The organism is Lachnoclostridium sp. Marseille-P6806 (assembly GCF_900625025.1).
Taxonomy (GTDB): Bacteria; Bacillota; Clostridia; order Lachnospirales; family Lachnospiraceae; genus CAG-791.
On the sequence record NZ_LR130579.1, the window covers coordinates 71,920 to 86,946 of the forward strand.

11 protein-coding genes are annotated in these 15,027 nt (G+C 60.8%); 1 reads left to right on the forward strand and 10 read right to left on the reverse strand.

What is annotated here, in order from left to right; all coding sequences use genetic code 11:
- Positions 1-133: 133 nt before the first annotated feature.
- From hprK to E0E20_RS08395, 8 genes are all read right to left on the reverse strand, one after another.
- On the reverse strand, positions 134-1,084 hold the full coding sequence (gene hprK / locus E0E20_RS08360; protein WP_130837754.1) for an HPr(Ser) kinase/phosphatase: 951 nt from the start codon (positions 1,082-1,084) through the stop codon (positions 134-136).
- A 63-nt stretch (positions 1,085-1,147) separates the two neighbouring features.
- Positions 1,148-3,049, reverse strand: a complete 1,902-nt coding sequence (uvrC, locus tag E0E20_RS08365; RefSeq protein WP_130837755.1) for an excinuclease ABC subunit UvrC — start codon at positions 3,047-3,049, stop codon at positions 1,148-1,150.
- A gap of 79 nt (positions 3,050-3,128) precedes the next feature.
- Positions 3,129-5,225 carry an ATP-dependent zinc metalloprotease FtsH gene (gene ftsH, locus E0E20_RS08370; protein WP_442911478.1) on the reverse strand — a complete coding sequence of 699 codons (2,097 nt, stop codon included), beginning with the start codon at positions 5,223-5,225 and terminating at the stop codon, positions 3,129-3,131.
- Positions 5,226-5,239: 14 nt separating this feature from the next.
- Positions 5,240-6,064, reverse strand: a complete 825-nt coding sequence (locus E0E20_RS08375) for a type III pantothenate kinase (RefSeq protein ID WP_242622728.1) — start codon at positions 6,062-6,064, stop codon at positions 5,240-5,242.
- Positions 6,065-6,133: 69 nt separating this feature from the next.
- On the reverse strand, positions 6,134-7,204 hold the full coding sequence (locus tag E0E20_RS08380; protein WP_130837756.1) for an N-acetylmuramoyl-L-alanine amidase family protein: 1,071 nt from the start codon (positions 7,202-7,204) through the stop codon (positions 6,134-6,136).
- On the reverse strand, positions 7,201-8,028 hold the full coding sequence (locus tag E0E20_RS08385; protein WP_130837757.1) for an Mrp/NBP35 family ATP-binding protein: 828 nt from the start codon (positions 8,026-8,028) through the stop codon (positions 7,201-7,203). Before E0E20_RS08385 ends, E0E20_RS08380 begins: the two co-directional genes overlap by 4 nt.
- Positions 8,029-8,068: 40 nt before the next feature.
- Complete coding sequence (locus E0E20_RS08390) at positions 8,069-8,824, reverse strand: exodeoxyribonuclease III (protein ID WP_130837758.1); 756 nt, start codon at positions 8,822-8,824, stop codon at positions 8,069-8,071.
- Between the two features lie 38 nt (positions 8,825-8,862).
- Positions 8,863-9,387 carry an adenine phosphoribosyltransferase gene (locus E0E20_RS08395; protein ID WP_130837759.1) on the reverse strand — a complete coding sequence of 175 codons (525 nt, stop codon included), beginning with the start codon at positions 9,385-9,387 and terminating at the stop codon, positions 8,863-8,865.
- Between the two features lie 234 nt (positions 9,388-9,621).
- Here E0E20_RS08395 and E0E20_RS13930 point away from each other — a divergent pair, with 234 nt between their 5' ends.
- Positions 9,622-10,839: an NYN domain-containing protein gene (locus E0E20_RS13930; protein WP_165444039.1), complete on the forward strand. Its 1,218-nt coding sequence runs from the start codon at positions 9,622-9,624 to the stop codon at positions 10,837-10,839.
- Between the two features lie 41 nt (positions 10,840-10,880).
- On the opposite strand, the gene E0E20_RS08405 is transcribed toward E0E20_RS13930, so the two are convergent.
- Both E0E20_RS08405 and E0E20_RS08410 read right to left on the reverse strand, forming a co-directional pair.
- Positions 10,881-12,014 (reverse strand): alpha/beta hydrolase, encoded by a 1,134-nt coding sequence (locus E0E20_RS08405; protein WP_130837760.1) that lies wholly within the window; start codon positions 12,012-12,014, stop codon positions 10,881-10,883.
- On the reverse strand, positions 12,011-14,764 hold the full coding sequence (locus E0E20_RS08410; protein WP_130837761.1) for an ATP-binding protein: 2,754 nt from the start codon (positions 14,762-14,764) through the stop codon (positions 12,011-12,013). Before E0E20_RS08410 ends, E0E20_RS08405 begins: the two co-directional genes overlap by 4 nt.
- Positions 14,765-15,027: the final 263 nt, after the last annotated feature.

Sequence of the window (15,027 nt, forward strand, 5' to 3'; positions counted from 1 at the left end):
ACACTCCTCTCCCTTTTCTCCCTTGGTAAACGAGGCTCCTGCCTGAGCAACGCCTCACATTAGGAACCCAAAGTCTCTGCGCTCCCGTCGCAGGGCGCGCCGCCCGGGTCGGGGACATCCGCCCGGTGCTCTCTTATTCCTCGTCGTCCTCATCCTCGCCGCGCCGTCTCGTGAGAGACTTCTGCACACGGTTATACAGCTCCTGCGCCGCATTGTAGCCCATCTTCTTCTGTCTGTGGTTCACTGCCGCCGACTCGCAAAGCAGCGCAAGATTCCGCCCGGGGCGCACCGGGATCCGGTGACAGACAACCCGGTTCCCGAGATACTCCGTATATTCCTCCTCGAGTCCCAGCCGGTCATATTCCTTGTCCTTGTCCCAGTCCTCGATTTGAATGACGAGATCGATGTTCTGCGTGTCACGGACGCTCGAAACGCCGAACAGAGTCTTGACGTCGATGATGCCGATGCCGCGCAGCTCGATAAAATGCTTGGTGATATTCGGCGCCGAGCCGATGAGCGTCTCCTCGCTGACCTTGCGGATTTCGACGACATCGTCCGAAACCAGACGATGGCCCCGCTTGATCAGCTCGAGCGCCGCTTCCGACTTGCCGATGCCGCTCTCTCCGGTGAGGAGAACCCCCTCGCCGTAGACATCCACCAGCACGCCGTGAATGCTGATACAGGGCGCCAGCTTGACGTTCAGCCAGCGGATGACCTCGGCCATAAACGCGCTGGTCGCTTTCTTTGTCATCATCAGCGGAACCTGATATTTTTTCGCGTAACGGACAAACGCCTCGTCCGGCCGGAGCTCCCGGCAGAACACCACGCAGGGCGAACCCAGCGAGAGGAGCTTGTCGTAGATCTCCTCCTTGCGCTCCTGCGGCATGCTTTCCATATAGGAATATTCCACAAAGCCGATGATCTGCATGCGCGTTGCTTCATAGTGCTCGAAATATCCGGTGAGCTGGATCGCCGGCCGGTTGATGTCGGGCTGCGTGATCCGTATCCCCGATATATCAATGTCGGGCGTCAGATTCTCAAGCTTCATCTGTGACACAATTTTACTGAGAAGAATGCTGGACATAGGCTGCCTTTCTGCCGCCGCTGCGGCTGCTCAGCATCAGTCTAACATAACGGTACTGCAAAATCACTTGTTCTGCTTCCGGAAATACGCGAAGATCTGCTCCGCTGCGGAGCGCGGAATTTCCGGTATTGCGGCCAGCGCCTCCACATCCGCCGCCTCGATCTCCGCAATGGAGCGGAAGTGCCGCATCAGCGCCTTGCGGCGGGCCGGCCCCACGCCGGGAATCGCATCCAGCCGTGAATCGGTCTGCGCCTTGCTCCGCAGCGACCGGTGATATTCGATGGCAAAGCGGTGCGCCTCGTCCTGAATCCTCGTGATCAGCTTAAAGCCCTCGGAATGCGTGTCGATCGGCACCTCGACATTATTGTAATACAGTCCCCGGGTCCGGTGATTGTCGTCCTTGACCATGCCCGCCACCGGAATCGAGAGTCCCAGCTCCGCGAGCACCTCCAGCGCGATGTTCACCTGCCCCCGTCCGCCGTCCATCAGAATCAGATCCGGAAATTTGGAAAAGGAGGTCGACCGCTCCGGGCTCCCGGAGTGCTCCTCCAGCCCGTGCCGGAAGCGCCGCGTCAGCACCTCGTGCATGCAGGCGTAGTCATTCGGTCCGGAAACGGTCCGGATCGAAAACTTGCGGTAATCGCTGCGCTTGGGCTTTCCTTTCTCATAGACGACCATGGAGCCCACATTGGCGAAGCCGCTGATATTGGAGATATCATAGGCCTCCATGCGCTCTGCGCGGGGGATGGAAAGAAGCTCCTCAATTTCACGGACTGCGCCGATCGTGCGCCCCTCCTCCCGTTTCAGCCGCTCCCTGTCCTTGCTGAGAATGAGCCGGGCATTCTCCTCCGCCAGCGCGACGAGCTTCTCCTTGCTCCCCCGCTGAGGCGTGATCAGGGAGACTTTCTGCCCTTTCACCTGACTCAGCCACTGTTCGATGATCTCACGGTCCCGGATCGCCTCCGGAAGCACGATCTCTTTCGGCACAAAGGGCGTGCCGGCATAGAACTGCCGGATAAAATCCGACAGAATCTCCGCGCGGGAGACGCTCCCGACATGGGTCATATAGAAATGCTCCCGCCCGATGAGCCTGCCGTCCCGGATAAAGAACGTCTGCACGACCGCGTCCGCGTCGAAATTCTCCTCTTCCTTGGCGACGCCCAGAATATCCCGGTTCTCCCCGATGCTCTCGGACATCTTCTGCCGCTGCGTGACCTGCCGGACGCTGGCAATGAGATCCCGCTGGCGGGCCGCCTCCTCAAAATCCAGCGCCGCCGCCGCCGCAGTCATCCGCTCCGTCAGATCCCGGATCACCGACTGATGATCCCCGGAGAGAAACGCCAGAACCTGCTCGATCCGCGCGCGGTAGGCCTCCTCCGACACCTCGCCCTTGATGCAGGGCGCGCAGCAGCGCTTCATATGGTAGTTGAGGCAGGGCCTTTCCTTTCCGCAGTCGCGCGGCAGGACGCGGTGGCAGTCGCGGAGCTGAAACATCCGGTTCAGCAGCTCCATGGTATCGCGGACCGCGTCCCCGCTGGTGAACGGTCCGAAATAGCGCGCCTTGTCCTTTTTCATCGTGCGGCAGAACACCAGCCGCGGGTAGGGCTCATTCACCGTGACCTTGATGTAGGGGTAGGTCTTGTCGTCGACCAGCATCGTATTGTACTTCGGCCGGTGCTCCTTGATCAGATTGTTCTCAAGAATCAGGGCCTCCAGCTCGCTGTCCGTGACGATATATTCAAAATAGGAGATCTGGCGCACCATCTGATCAATGGCGGGGCCTCGTCCCACGATCCTGCGGAAATAGGAGCGCACGCGGTTGCTGAGGTTGACCGCCTTGCCGATATACAGAATGGCATCGTCCGAGCCGTGCATAAGATAGACGCCCGGCTGCTTCGGGAGCTTTTTCAGCTCCTCCTCGACGACAAAGTGAATTTTAGTGGCTGGCGACGGCTGATTCGGCATAACGTCTGATATTCCTCAATAGAAACGGGAGCGCATGGCATGCTGCCTCTGCGCTCCGCACGGTGTGTTCACGACCCTCTCAGTTCTTTTTCCCGAGCTCCTCGCGGGACGCTCCGGAAAATATCCCGCGGGGAGAGCCCGCGGACGGCGCATTGTTCTCCGGCTGCTCCTCCGGCTGTTCTGCCGGCTTTTCCTCCGGCTGCTCTGCCGGCGGCTCCTCAGCCTGCTTCCCGGACGGCATTCCGTCCGCCCCCGCAGGCACTTCGGGCTGCTGCGAGGCATCCTCCGCCGCCTCCGGCTCCGGGATCCCCTTTGCCTCGCGGTATATCTTCATAAATTCCTTGCCGGTGATCGTTTCTTTCTGAATCAGATGCGCGGCAAGCTGATCCATTACGTCGAGGTTATCGGACAGAATCCGTTTCGCCTCCCGATAGCTTTCTTCGATGATGAGACGGACCTCCTCGTCCACGCCTGCCGCCGTCGCATCGCTGCAGTTCATGCTGGAGCGTCCCTCCAGATACTGGCTCTCCACGGTGGCAAGTCCCATCAGACCGTATTTCCGGCTCATTCCGTACATCGTAACCATATTGCGGGCGATGGATGTCGCCTTTTCGATGTCGTTTGCCGCGCCGGTCGTCACCGTCTCAAACTTGAGCTCCTCCGCCGCACGGCCGCCGAGCAGCCCAACGATCATAGCCCGCAGCTCCGCCTCGCTGTTGAGATATTTCTCTTCCTCCGGCACGTGCATGACATAGCCCAGCGCGCCCATGGTGCGTGGCACGATCGTGATTTTCTGCACCGGCTCGGAGTTTTTCTGCACGGCGCTGATGAGCGCATGGCCGACCTCATGGTAGGACACGATGCGCCGCTCCCCGGCGCTCATGATCCGGTCCTTTTTCTCCTTGCCGACGAGCACCTGCTCGACCGCCTCGAAGAGGTCTTTCTGGCTGACAAACTCCCGGTGGCTCTTGACGGCGTTGATCGCCGCCTCGTTGATCATATTGGCGAGATCCGAGCCCACCGCGCCGCTGGTTGCCAGCGCGATCTCGTTCAGATCGACGGTCTCGTCCATTTTGACGTCCTTGCTGTGCACCTTGAGAATCGCGACGCGCCCCTTGAGATCCGGACGGTCGACGATGATCCGGCGGTCAAAGCGTCCAGGCCGGAGCAGCGCCTTATCAAGAATCTCGGGGCGGTTGGTCGCGCCGAGGACGATAATTCCTTTCTGCGCGTCGAACCCGTCCATCTCGGAAAGAAGCTGATTCAGCGTCTGCTCCCGCTCCTCGTTTCCGCCGAAACGGCTGTCGCGGCTCCGCCCGATGGCGTCGATCTCGTCGATGAAGATGATGCAGGGGGCGTTCTTTTCCGCCTCCCGGAACAGATCGCGCACGCGGGATGCGCCCACGCCGACATAGAGCTCTATGAAATCCGAGCCGGTGAGTGAGAAAAACGGGACGTGAGCCTCCCCTGCAACCGCCCGGGCGAGGAGCGTCTTGCCCGTCCCGGGAGGGCCGACCAGCAGAGCGCCTTTCGGGAGCTTCGCGCCGATTGCCACATAGCGCTGGGGGTTGTGAAGGAAATCGACCACCTCCACCAGCGACTCCTTGGCCTCGTCCTCTCCCGCCACATCGCCGAACGTGATGCCTGTATCTCTCTGCACATATTCCTTGGCATTGCTCTTGCCGACGCCCATGATGCCGCCGCCCGCCTTATTCATGCGGCGGAACAGGAAGCTCAGCAGCACCCAGAAGATAACCAGCGGAAGAACGTATTCGAGAAGAATGCTGAAAATCATCCCCGACCCGTCGGCCACCTCGCCGGAGACCGCCACATTGTTTGCAAGAAGCCGCGCTGTCAGCGTCTCATCCTCCTCCACCTTGCCGGTGTAGTAGATGAGGCCGGCCATCGCCTCCTCTGTGCTCTCCGCGGACTTCTTCGGCGTGATGCGGATGTCGTTCGAGGTGATGACCACGCTCTCGACCTTTCCGCTCTCCACCATCTGGATAAACTGATTGTAGGTGATCTCCCGGCGCGTTGATTTTCCGAAGCTGCTCATGAAAAAGCTGACGCTCAGGAGCGTGACCAGCGCCGCGATCAGAAAGATGAAAATGTTCTGGCGGGGCGGCTGACCGCCGCTGCCGCCGCTCTGACGGTTTCTGTCGTTGTTATTCTCCACGTTCTGTCCCATCCTCACACGCGTCTCTTTGCTTCGTCCGGACGCCTGTTCTTCGCCATTCTCCGGTTTTTCCGGTAAATGATGGCGAGCCCCTCCAGCAGGAGATTTTCCGCCATCTGTATCCGGTGCCTGCAGTGCGGCGTAATTCTTGCCGCAATCCCGCCGGTCGCCACGATGGACGCCGGCTCCCCGAGCTCTTCCTCAAAGCGGTCAAGAAGACCGTCGAGTCCTCCGACCGTACTGTAAAACATCCCCGATTTCATCGCTTCGACCGTATTCGTCGCCACCGCTTTCTTCGGCGGAGCGACGGCAATATTCGGCAGAAGCGAGGTTTCCTGCACCAGCGCGTTCAGCGATATCCCCAGCCCGGGATAAATCGCGCCGCCCAGATAGCGTCCGCCCGCGCTTACCGCGGTAATCGTAGTCGCCGTGCCCATATCGACAATAAAGCAGGGCAGCGGGTAGCGCTCCTTGGCCGCAACGGCAGTCGCCACAAGATCCGCCGCAATCGTCCCCGGGTCGTCAAGGCCGATATCCAGACCGGTTTTCAGCCCCGCGCCGACAATCATCGGATCGATGCCGGTGATCATCCGCACCGCGCGGGACAGCGTGTCGTTCAGCGGAGGAACCACGGAGCTGATGATGCAGCCCCCGATGGAGGGGAGTCTCACCCCGCTGATTTCAAGAATGCGGGAGATATCCGCCGCGTACTCAAACTCCGTGCGGCGCTCATTTGTCTCAAGGCGAAGCACCGGCGAAATGCTGTCGTCCTCGTGGACACAGCCGAGCACGGTATGCGTATTTCCGGTATCGATTGCAAGAACCAATTCTTCCGCCATAGGTATCTCCTCTGCCGCGTTCTCTGCGGCCCCCGCAGCGCCTACGAAGCGCACCCGGAGCGTCAGGCGTCAGCGCACCGTCACCGGACGGCTCACGCTGACAAGATCATAGCTGTTCACCGCCGCGGCGACAATCTCCGCTCCGGGCGGCGCGCTGACGGTAAAGACCACCGCCTCCCCATTCCGCGGGAAAGGCAGAAGGGCCGTCGGGACGCCGTTCACACTGTAAAAATAATAGAGCACCGGATAAACCGAATCCGTATCCCGCGCCGTCAGACGGCAAATCACCTGCCCCGCCGCATCGCGTCCGCAAAGTTCAAGCCGGCAGACATCCGGCGGTGTCTGATCCTGCGGGATGCCGGCCGCCCCGGCAGGGACAGCCGCGGGCCGGACATAATCTGTATAGTCTTCGCCGGTCGCCGAAGATCGCAGATGAAAATATCGGGCGATCGCCGCCGCATCCGCCTTTGCCAGCGCTTCCACATCTCCTGCACCGCCGAGCGACAGGCGGTCCGCGCTGCTGTCAAGGTAGCAGTGCTCGATGAGCGCCGAGGGAATGCCGCGCGCGGCGCTCTCCCGGATAATGCCGTAATAATCGCCGTGCGAGCCAATACGGGTTTTCACGCCTCTGTCATAGTAGCCCAGCTTTGCGGTCTGCTCCAGCACCGCCCGTCCGAAAGACGCCCCTGCGGAATAATTGCTCCCGAACGCAGAGGTCCACACCTCCGTCCCGTAGGAGAGGTGCTGCAGGCTTGCGTTGAAATGAAGACTGATCAGAAAATCCGCCCCCGCCGCCTGCGCATCCGCCGCCCGCTGCGCCAGAGAAAGCGGCCGGTCGGCCGTGCGGAGCAGCACCACGTTCACATTGTCATAGACGGAAAGCTCTTTCTCTATGCGCTGCGCCAGCTCGAGCGTCATCGCCTTTTCGGAATACGGCGCATACTGCGCCCCCAGATGATCGGAGGTCGAAAGAGGGCCCCCGTGCCCGGGATCCAGTGCAAGAACGACGCTCCCGCCCGCCGCCTGCGCCGCATGAGCGGGCTCCGTCCGCGCTCGAAGCGCCGCCGCTCCGGCAAAGATCGCCAGTACCGGTATGATCAAACGCCGTATCCGCCTGCCGAAGCCGCAAAGTTCCGTCATAAGCTCTCCAGAATCGTTTTCAGCTCCGTGAGATATTCCCCGTCATAATACTCGATCTCTCCCGCGTCGCAGGCCGCCGTCAGCGCAGGATCCAGGGCGATTCTCCCGATCACTGGGAAGCCGTGCTTCGCCGCCAGCTCCTCCGCGTGGCTGTCGCCGAATACGCGAATCTCACGGCCGCAGTCGGGGCATTTCACATAGCTCATGTTTTCCACAAGGCCGAGAATCGGCTTCTGCATGGTGTTCGCCATGCCGACCGCCTTGTCCACGATCATGCCGACGAGATCCTGCGGCGTCGTGACAATGACGATTCCGTCCACCGGAAGAGACTGGTACACGGTGAGAGGCACGTCGCCGGTTCCCGGGGGCATATCGACGAACATATAGTCCACATCCCCCCATGCCACATCCGTCCAGAACTGCGTCAGGGCGCCGGTAATGACGGGGCTCCGCCAGATGACGGGCTGATCCGGATTCTCCATCAGAAGATTCATGGACATAACCTTGATGCCGGTCTTCGTCACGGCGGGCAGAAGACTGTCCTCCGTCCCGCTGACATCCTGCCAGCCGAGGCCGAACATCTTCGGGATGCTGGGTCCGGTGATGTCGGCGTCGAGAATCGCCGTGGAATATCCGCTCCGGCGCGACTCCACCGCGGCAAGGCCCGTGACCAGAGACTTGCCGACGCCGCCTTTCCCGCTGACCACCGTGATCAGCTTCTTTACGTTTGATCCCTTGTTCTGCGGCTTGATAAAGCTTTTCGGGTCGCGCGACGCGCAGTTTTCCCCGCAGCTGTTGCAGTCATGATTGCAGTTCTCACTCATTCCTCTTCTCCTTATCATCCGTTCTTTATTCAATCATCCGTCATTCGATAATCAGTCCTACCGGGCAGTGATCCGAGCCGCCGATCCTGTCATAGATGAGCGCGTCTTTCAGTCTCGGCCGCAGGCGGTCGGAGGTCACGAAATAGTCGATCCTCCATCCCACGTTGTTCTCGCGGGCGCGCATCCGGTATGACCACCACGAATAGCGGTCCCGCGCATCCGGATAAAAATAGCGGAACGTATCGGTGAAGCCGCCGGCCAGAAGCTCGCTGAACTTTCCTCTTTCCTCGTCCGAAAAGCCCGCGTGTCCGCGGTTCTGCTTCGGATGCTTCAGGTCGATTTCTTCGTGCGCGACATTCAGATCGCCGCAGAATATCACCGGCTTTTTTTCATCCAGCGCTTTGATATAACGAAGAAACGTGTCCTCCCACGCACAGCGGAAGTCGATCCGTTTCAGCTCCTCCTTGGCGTTCGGCACATACTCCGTGATGAGATACCACTCGGGAAGCTCCAGCGTGATGACGCGCCCCTCGTGGTCGTACTCCTCGATTCCCATTCCATAGCGGACATCCAGCGGCTCCTGCCGCGTGAGAATGCCGGTTCCGGAATAGCCCTTTTTTTCCGCATAATTCCAGAATCCGTGATAACCGGGCAGCTCCGCCTCGCCCTGTCCCTCCTGCATCTTTGTCTCCTGCAGACAGAGAACGTCCGGCTGCTCCGCCGCCATGAGCTCGTCGAAGCTCCCTTTCGATATGCAGGCCCGCAGGCCGTTCACATTCCATGATATATACTTCAAAGCAGCTCCTCTTGTCCGTCTTTCCGAAGCCTGCAAATCTACTTGCCCTCGTAGGTCACGGCCGAAAACACCCGGTACCCCTCAAGCTGCTTCCGCCCGTTCAGTCCGGCGAGCTCCATCATGAAGAGACACCCGGCCACCTCGCCGCCAAGCTGCTCCACCAGCTGAATCATCGCCTTTGTCGTGCCGCCGGTCGCAATCAGATCGTCCACGATCAGCACTTTCTGGCCCGACTGTATGGCATCCTTGTGCATCTCCAGCGTCGCCTTGCCGTACTCAAGATCATAATCGACCGCGATGGTCTTCGAGGGGAGCTTGCCTTTCTTACGAATCAGCACGAGCGGCTTGTGCTCGTTATAAGCCATCGGCGCACCGAAGACAAAGCCGCGGGACTCCGCGCCGACGATCACGTCATATGCGACGTCCTTTACCAGCCACTCCATCTGATCGATGGCAAGGCGCAGCCCATCCGCATCGCTCAGCACCGTCGTGATGTCCCGGAACATAACGCCCTCCTCCGGAAAATCCGGAATGGTGCGCACGTAATCTTTAAGCTCTTTCATAAATATATCCGTCTCCTTGCCTCTGTAATAAGAATATTTCCGGCCCGTCTCCCGCGCTCCGGCGGCTTTGCCTCCGCCCACGGGAAGTTCGTGCATCTTTCACGTTTTTCCTTTATACTGGTCTCATATCCTCTGCCTGACAGCAGCACCTTTCGACTGCGGAAAGAGTCAGCGCATCCGCGTGAATTTTCACCCTATTTTACTTGATTTGCATACTTTTGGAAAGGTCACTCCATGGAAGACGAAGAAAAGAAAATCAATCTCGCACTCCTCATCGATTCCGACAATGTCAGCGCCAAATACATCACCAGTATTCTGAGCCTGCTGTCGAAGTACGGCAAGATCACGATCCGCCGCATGTACGGCGACTGGTCGCAGGACCGCCTGCGCCCGTGGCTGAACCGCTCCGCCACCTATTCTCTGGAGCCCATCATGCAGATGAACAACACCCCGGGCAAAAACGCCTCCGACATCGGCCTCATCATCGACGCGATGGATATTCTCTACCGCAACACGGTCGGCGGCTTCTGCATCGTCTCCAGCGACGGCGATTTCAACAAGCTCGCAAAGCGCCTCCGCGAATCCGGAAAAATGGTCATCGGCATGGGGGAGAAAAAGACGCCCGAATCGTTCCGCGCCTCTTGCGAGCGCTTCATCTTCCTCGATGTGGACGGCGGCGACAGCGACGAAGAGCTCGCTTCCGCCCCCTCCTCCCGCGACCGCAGGAGCAGCGCGTCTTCCGCAAAAACAAAAAAGACGACGACGGCCCGCGGAAAGAAAACCGGAACCGCCGCGCCGCTTCCCGCTGCCGCAGCATCCGCCTCCGGGACTTCCGCCGCAGCCTCTTCTCTGCCGTCCGCTGCTCCCGCCGCAGCCGCGCTCAATGAGCCGCCGGCTTCCGCCGCACGGGAGCACGACCTGTATCATTCCGGCGCAGGCGCTCTCCTCCTTGACGGAGCGGACGGCACCGACGAGGAGAGCAGCGCGGAGCATACGTTCACCGATAAGGCCGTGGTCGAAAAAGCCATCATCGACATGATCACCGACAACAGCGCCGACGGAAAGGATACCAGCCTCGGCGAGATCGGTTCCCGCCTCCAGAGCGTATTCCCGGAATTTGACGCGCAGAATTACGGCTATTCCAAGCTGATGAACTTTGTAAAGGATTTCGCCTCTCTGTGCGTCACGACGCACAATAATCATGTGTACGTCTCGCTGAACGGTTCCTCCGACAGCGACATCGAACAGCAGATTCACCGGATCTTCGACCGGCACAGAACAAACGAGCTCAATCTGGGACTCTTAAAGGAGGAGCTCACCGAGCTCAATCCCAACCTGAACGCGACCATACGGCGCAGCGGCGTCACCCGCTTCAACGTCTATCTCAACCGCAACATCCACTCCGTGGAGGTGAACGGGAGCTCGGTCACGCTGCTGACGCAGCAGGCGTAACGGGGCTTCCCGGCTGTCGCCGGCACGATCCGCATGCCGGCTCAGACCTCCTCGTCGCTCCGCAGATTCTTATGCAGTATCCACGGGCTCACCCGGTCAAGAAACCGGTCCACCCGGTTCCAGTAGCACTCGGGGTCGTCCACGACGGACTGCACGTGCCCCGAGCCGGCAAACCACGCAAATTCCTTGGGGCAGGACGCCGCCTCGAACAGGCGCGGCATCATCCCCGGACGCACAAAGTCGTCCGCGTCGCCGTGAATGAACAGCGTCGGCGTTTCGCTTTGCCGCACCGCCGCAAGCGGCGACGCCTCTTTGAGATCATAGTGCGCTCTCACACGGGCAATCCCCCGCACCAGCTCCAGCATAATGTCCGCCGGAAGCACCGCGCCGGGAAGCGTGCGGTACACATCGCGGAACTCCTCATAGGCCGAGGTGTAGGCCGAATCCGAAATCGCCGCGCGCACATTCTCCGGCAGCCCGCGCCCCGTCGCAAGCAACACCGTCGCCGCCCCCATCGAAATCCCGTGCAGAATGATCACCGCCTCGGGATCGTACTCCACGATCATGCGGATCCAGAGCGCGATGTCCTCCGAATCCCGCAGTCCCATCCCGACATAATTCCCCTCGCTCTCGCCGTGTCCCCGCAGATCCGGGAGCAGGACGCTCATCCCGTGCTCCTCATAGTAATGCCGGGCATAGAGCCCCATACTCTCCGACGCGTCGCCGTAGCCGTGTACGCAGATCGCGTACCTCCGGCAGGTCGGGTCCGCGGACGCAATGAAATTCGCATGGAGGCGCAGACCGTCCGCAGAGGTGAGGTAGCGGTCCTCGCGGAGCACATGCTCCTGCATCCAGAGCCGTCCGCTGCGGTACGGTATTTCGGACGGCGTATCGTCATTCCGGGGATCATGCTTCTTCGGAATCAGCGAAAATTCGTAAAAATACTGCGCCGCGCCGAGCGCGCCTCCGGTCGCCGCCAGTCCGGCAAGCCCCAGCGAGCAGCCGGCAAGACCCAGAAGTCTCTTTTTCCGTTCCGCGCGCGTCTTTTCTGTCTCTTTCCTGTTTTTTATGGCTTTTCCGTTTCTTCCCGCCGCATGATTTTCTTTTTTACCTGTCATGTCGCCCTCCTTTCCGAAAGCGCCGCCGCGGACGCGATCCGGCGCCTGCGCTTTCATCCTCGCTCTCCGCTTTCCGCCGCCGTGCCCCGCCGCAGCAGCGCGCGCAGCAGCTCGAACAGTTTTTTCGGCTCCACCGGCTTCGCCAGCCCCGCATCGATCAGGCCGGCAAACGAGGCCGCCATATCCTCCTCAAAGGAATTTGCGGTCAGCGCAACGATCGGAACCGTATGCTCCGCCCCCCGCTCCGCCTCTGCCGCGCGGATCTGCCTCGCCGCCGCAAGGCCGTCCGTCCCCGGCATGGAATAGTCCACAAGAACCGCATCATAATAGTCCTTTTCCGCGGCGCAAAATTCCGCGGCGGCGGCGCGCCCTCCGGCCGCCTTGTCCACGATCGCGCCTTTCTTTTCAAGAAGATGCCGTATCACTTCTATATTCAGCGGATCGTCCTCCGCCAGAAGAACACGCCGGCCCGCAAGGCCGTCCCCGCGGCGGGACGCGCCCTCCGCGGCCTGCCGAAGACGCAGCTCTCTGGCCGTCCGGGTTCTGCCGCTCTCTGCCGTGGACGGCTTCAGGGAAAGCGTCACCGTAAAATACGATCCGACGCCCGGCGTACTGCTCGCGCCGATCCCGCCGTCCATCATCCGGACAAGCCGCTCCGCCGCGGCCAGCCCCAGTCCGAAGCCCTCGTTCGTTCCGTCCGCCCGCTCTCCTCTGACAAACGGGTCAAACAGGACGGGCATCAGATCCTCCCGGATGCCGATGCCGGTATCGATCACCGAAAAACGCAGCGGGATCCGGCCGCTCTGCGGCTGTCCCTGCTCGGCCCGGAGCCGCACCTGCCCGCCCCGGCCGGTGAACTTCACCGCATTATCGAGCAGATTCGTCAGAACTTCGGCGATCGCCGCGCGGTCGCCGAGCATGATTTCGGGAATCGCTTCATCCTGCTCCGCGTGAAATTCAATGCCTGCCGTCCCGCAGGCCTCGGCAGCCCGCTCCTCCAGCTCCCGCATAAGATCCCGGAAGACAAATTCCTCCTCTGCAAGCTCCCGCTCTCCGGCCTCCAGCTCCGCCATCTCAAGGAGACGATCGACCTGCCGCTGCATGACCCCTGCCGCCTCCCGGATCTTTCCCATGGAGGCCGCGAAAGCCGCCTCGTCCTCCGCTTCCCCCGCCGTTTTCACAAGCGAAAGAATCGCGGCCGCCGGCGCTCTGAGATCGCGGTGCATTCTGCTAAGAAAATCCCCCCGGCTGCGGAGCGCGCGCTCCGCCTCCTCTTTCGCTCCATCCCGCTCTGTCTCCGCGGCCTTTTTCTCTGTCCGTAGCGTCCCGGCGATCTCCTGAAGCCGGGCGCACTGCTGCCGCGCCGCTTCCAGCTCCTCCTCAAAGCGCGCGCGGTTCGCTTCCGTCTCCGTCGCGTGCATCTCCTCCAGCTCCGCCAGCCGCCCGGTGGTATAGCGCTTCGCCTCCTCGATCTGCTTCCCGGCCTCCTCTGCGGCCCGGAGCGCCGCCTGCTTCTCCTCCTGTTCTCTGACCTCCGCCGCACGGACCCGCCGCTTCGCGTCAAATTCCAGCCGCTCCCTCTCCTGCTCGTCCTCTGTCACATCGACAAAATAGAGGCAGACCGTGTATGCAGGGCGGCTCTCGCTCTCCTTGGCGCCACCGTCCGAAGACGGCGCCTCGTCCCGGCTCTCGCAGCCGTATACCGAAAGGCGCACCCGGCGGTCCGGCTTTCCGTCTCCGCGGTGCAGGCAGACGGTTTTTTCCAGCTCCGCCTCCCGGTCCGCTCCGGCCGTCGCACGGCGGAGATAATATTCCTTTGTGACCTCCTGCAGCTCCAGCCCGTAAAACATGTCTTTCCGGAGCTCCTGCTCGAACGCCGCCGCCTCGAGGCCGAAAAGCGCCGGAAGATTCCGGCTGAGGAAGAGGGGCGTGCACGCATATGCGCCGCCCGCCTCCGCATCCTTCTCCGCAGCGCAGCGCACCACCGCCGTCTCGCAGGGCTGATGATCCGCCATTTCCGAGAGCGTGGAGATGGTCCTTCCGAGCTTTGCCCGCTCCTCGTTCTGCGCCGTAACATCGAAGAAGATGAGATAGGCGGTTCTCCGCCCGTCCTCCTCGGGGCCAAGGCGCCCGATCAGCTCATAGCCGCGCCGCCTGCCTCCCTTTTCCCTCGCCGTCACGCGGAATCTCCGCTCGCCCTCCGCCGGAGACGAGAACGTTCTGCGTATTCTCTTTCTGTCCTGCTCGCGGAACATGAAAAAGGGATCCTTTTTCGAGCGGGAACGGTACTCCTTTTCCGGATATCCCAGCTCCTCCATCAGTCTCCGGTTTGAGGAGAGAAGCTTCAGATTCTGTCCGCTGCGGCTCTGCACAACCATGTGCTCATCGGGAAGGCGCTCCAGGAACTCCGTAAAGGCGGAGGTGTCCGACTGCCGATAGCGGCGTGAGATATGAAGACTTGTGATCGCCATGCCCTCCGCATCCCCGCGGATGACCAGCGTCACCCGAATCTGCTTCGCGCGGCTCGGATCTTTCGGCACCAGCGCGCAGACATACGTAAGCGCCCGGATGTTTTCTGCGACGGGATCGGACATCGTCTCCGCCACGTCCACATAATAAGGCTCTTCATTGGCCTCGATCTGCGCCCCTGCAAAACGGGAAATTTCCTCCCGCTCCCGCAGGTGAACCGCATCCCCCGGCGTGACCCAAATGATATCCTCCCCGAGATACCCGAGGCATTCCTCCGTATCCCGGTTCCGATAATATGCGTTTAGAAAGCTTCTTCCGAATTCGATGGGTGTCTGCATAGGTTTCCGATCATCCCGCCTGAGTCTGTGTCCGCGCCCTTTTGTTTAATGTATTATTATAACAAAATTTCTCCCGCCGCACAGAAGCGTTATATACAAACGCACTCTCCGGCATGAACAAGTTCCGGAATGAGCAAAAGCATCCCGGAAACGGACCGCTCCGCCTCCGGCAGATGCCCCGGGCGCACTGTCTGGTCATCCTCCGGAGGATCAGGTAAAATACAAAGGTACATATATTGAGGTATATATCACTGCCGCCGCTT